The 3,491-nt window shown below is 55.1% G+C and carries 2 protein-coding genes; both read right to left on the minus strand.

Annotated features, from left to right (window positions below):
* Positions 1-172: 172 nt before the first annotated feature.
* Complete coding sequence (locus tag ACR0P9_RS09405) at positions 173-1,657, minus strand: glutamate synthase subunit beta (protein WP_432619515.1); 1,485 nt, start codon at positions 1,655-1,657, stop codon at positions 173-175.
* Positions 1,658-1,672: 15 nt separating this feature from the next.
* A partial coding sequence (locus ACR0P9_RS09410) for a glutamate synthase-related protein (protein ID WP_432619517.1) occupies positions 1,673-3,491 on the minus strand: 1,819 nt, incomplete at its 5' end.

A 3,491-nucleotide genomic window follows, 5' to 3' on the forward strand; every position in this document is an offset into this window, starting at 1 on the left:
ACGTCATTTTCTGTGATATACTGCATGACTTCCTGAAATGTATAGGTATTCATGACTCCTCCTGAAATAAAAACGGAAACGGACAGCAGGTAAAAAATAGCAAACCTGCTGTCCATTTATTATAGCACGAATGCGTCTGCGTGCCTATGCAGACAGTGTGCTGTTTTCGGGGTTACAGGCAAGTGTAGCCCATCAGGTATTCATCGACCTCTCGCGCACAAGCACGGCCTTCTGCGATGCCCCAGACAACGAGAGACTGACCGCGATGCATATCGCCAGCGGTAAATACCTTGTCAACATTGGTCTTGTAGCTGCCTTCTTCGGTCTTGACGTTGGTGCGCTGATTCAGCTCTACGCCAAACGCCTCAGAGACATACGGCTGGCTGCCGAGGAATCCGGCTGCGATGAGCAGCAGTTCACACGGAAGCGTCTGCTCGGAACCTTCTACCGGTACCATCATGAATCGACCGGTTTCTTCGTTCTTCTTGCTCTCCAGAGAGACAATGGTGACGGCACTCAGATTGCCGTTTTCATCCTTGTGGAATTCCTTGACGGTGGTCTGGTACAGACGCGGGTCATGACCAAACAGCGCGATGGCTTCCTCGTGACCGTAATCGGTCTTTTTGACGCGCGGCCACTGCGGCCATGGATTGCTCGGCAGACGCTGCTCCGGCGGCTCCGGCATCATTTCCAGTGCGGTGATGCTCTTGCAGCCGTGGCGGATGCAGGTGCCGATGCAGTCGTTGCCGGTGTCGCCGCCGCCGACAACGATGACATTCTTGTCCTTGGCAGAAATGTTCTTGCCATCCGTCAGGTTGGAATCCAGCAGGCTCTTGGTATTTGCCCGCAGGAAATCTACAGCGAAGTGAATGCCGTTGGCATCGCGTCCCGGATTATTCAGGTCGCGCGGATTAGATGCGCCGCAGCACAGAACAACAGCATCGTAATTGTCCAGCAGCTCCTGTGCCGGAATTGTGTTGCCGATGTCTGCATTGGTGATGAAGGTCACGCCTTCTTTTTTCATCAGATTGACGCGGCGGTCAATGTACTGCTTTTCCAGCTTCATGTTCGGAATGCCGTACATCATCAGACCGCCAACGCGGTCAAAACGCTCATAGACCGTGACGTTGTGTCCGCGGCGGTTGAGCAGGTCAGCGGTTGCCAGACCGGACGGACCGGAGCCGACAACGGCAATTTTCTTATCGGTGCGGATTTCCGGAATGCGCGGCTTGATTAAATTGTTTTCGTAGCCGTATTCAATCAGTGCCAGCTCATTTTCCTTGACGGTAACCGGATCACCGTTGGCGCCGCAGGTGCAGGCAGCCATGCACAGACCTGGGCAGACGCGGCCGGTAAATTCTGGGAAGGAAGCGGTCTTGCACAGACGTGCCAGCGCATGTTCCCAGTTGCCGCGATAAATCATATCGTTCCACTCCGGGATCAGATTGTGCAGCGGACAGCCGGAGTACATACCGGCGAGCTGCACACAGCTCTGGCAGAACGGCACGCCGCAGTTCATGCAGCGTGCGCCCTGCTTCTGGCGATCTTCTCGATCGAGGGGCGGGTGAAATTCGTTAAAGTTTTCAATGCGTACCAGAGGCTCGATTGCCGGGTTCTCTTCACGCGCATAGTCTAAAAATCCTGTCGGCTTACCCATGATTCTCGTCCTCCTTTATCCGTTCACAGATGCGTAGAATGCATCGATTTCAGCCTGTTCGTGGCTCAGACCCTTTTCTTCCGACTTGGCAATGGCCTTGAGCATTCTGTTGTAATCGTTCGGCATGATCTTCTTGAAGAACGGGATGTAGCTCTGGAAGTTGTCGAGGATTTCCTTGCCCTTGTGGGAGCCGGTTGCAGCGACATGCTGCTCAATCAGGCTCTTCAGTTCCTGAATATCATGCTTCTCTCGAACGGTGGAGATCGTTACCATGGACTTGTTCGCACGCAGATACAGATCGCGGTGCATATCCAGTACATAGGCGATGCCGCCGGACATACCTGCCGCAAAGTTCTTGCCGGTAGGACCGAGAACGACAACGCGGCCGCCGGTCATGTATTCACAGCCGTGATCGCCAACGCCTTCGACAACAGCGACAGCACCGGAATTGCGCACGCAGAAACGCTCGCCTGCAACGCCGGAGATAAATGCCTTGCCTGCGGTTGCACCGTAGAAGGCAACGTTGCCGATGATAATATTGTCTTCTGCACGGAACTTGCTGCCCTTCGGCGGATAGACGATGATTTTGCCGCCGGACAGACCCTTGCCGATGTAGTCGTTGGAGTCGCCTTCCAGCTCCATCGTCAAGCCCTGCGGAATGAAAGCGCCGAACGACTGACCGCCGCCGCCGTAGCACTTGATGCGGTAGGTGTCTTCCGGCAGGGAAGAGCCGTGCAGGCGGGTGATTTCACTGCCAAAGATGGTGCCGAGTGCGCGGTCTGTCGAGCTGATTTTCAGTTCAATGGACTGCGGCTTGCCAGACTTCAGGTTCTTGCCCATCTTCTTGAGGAAGACGGATTCGTCTACGGTATTTTCCAGATGGAAATCATATACATTCTTCGGATCGAAGTGACGTTCCGGTGCATTGACATACGGATTGTCGAGAATCATAGACAGATCCACGGTATCCGCACGGCCGATGCGCATGTTCTTACGGCGCTCCAGCTTATCGCTGCGGCCGACCATTTCGTCAATGGTATGGAAGCCCAGACCAGCCATGATTTCACGCAGCTGGCGAGCGATAAACAGCATGTAGTTCTGTACGTGCTCCGGCTTGCCCTGGAATCGTGCGCGGAGCTTTGGATTCTGTGTGGCAATACCCATCGGGCAGGTGTCCAGATTGCACACACGCATCATGACACAGCCCATCGCAATCAGCGGGCCGGTAGCAAAGCCAAATTCCTCTGCGCCCAGCAGGCAGGCAATGGCAACGTCGCGGCCGGTCATCAGCTTGGAGTCTGCCTCGATGACAACGCGGGAACGCAGACCGTTCTGAATCAAGGTCTGATGGGTTTCTGCAACACCCAGCTCCCACGGCAGACCGGCATTGTGAATGGAGCTCTTCGGAGCGGCACCCGAACCGCCGTCATAACCGGAAATCAGGATAACCTGTGCGCCGCCCTTGGCAACACCTGCGGCAATCGTGCCGACACCGGCCTCAGATACCAGCTTGACATTGATGCGCGCCTTTCTGTTGGCATTTTTCAAGTCATAAATCAGCTGAGCCAAATCTTCGATCGAGTAAATATCATGATGCGGCGGAGGAGAAATCAGTGCTACGCCCGGTGTGGAGAAGCGGGTCTTAGCAACCCACGGGTAAACCTTTTTGCCCGGCAGGTGGCCGCCTTCGCCCGGCTTTGCGCCCTGTGCCATCTTGATCTGGATTTCGTCGCCGCTCATCAGGTACTGCGAGTTGACACCGAAACGACCGGAAGCAACCTGTACGATTGAGCAAGCACGCTCTGTGCCGTAACGGTCAGAAGGCTCGCCGCCT

Origin of the sequence: Butyricicoccus sp. (assembly GCF_050872565.1) — a bacterium.
In the GTDB taxonomy this organism is placed as follows: Bacteria; Bacillota; Clostridia; order Oscillospirales; family Butyricicoccaceae; genus Butyricicoccus_A.

Excerpts from the sequence above, each read along its gene's own strand:
- ACR0P9_RS09405 (WP_432619515.1), bottom strand. The coding sequence starts at position 1,657 with ATGGGTAAGCCGACAGGATTTTTAGACTATGCGCGTGAAGAGAACCCG.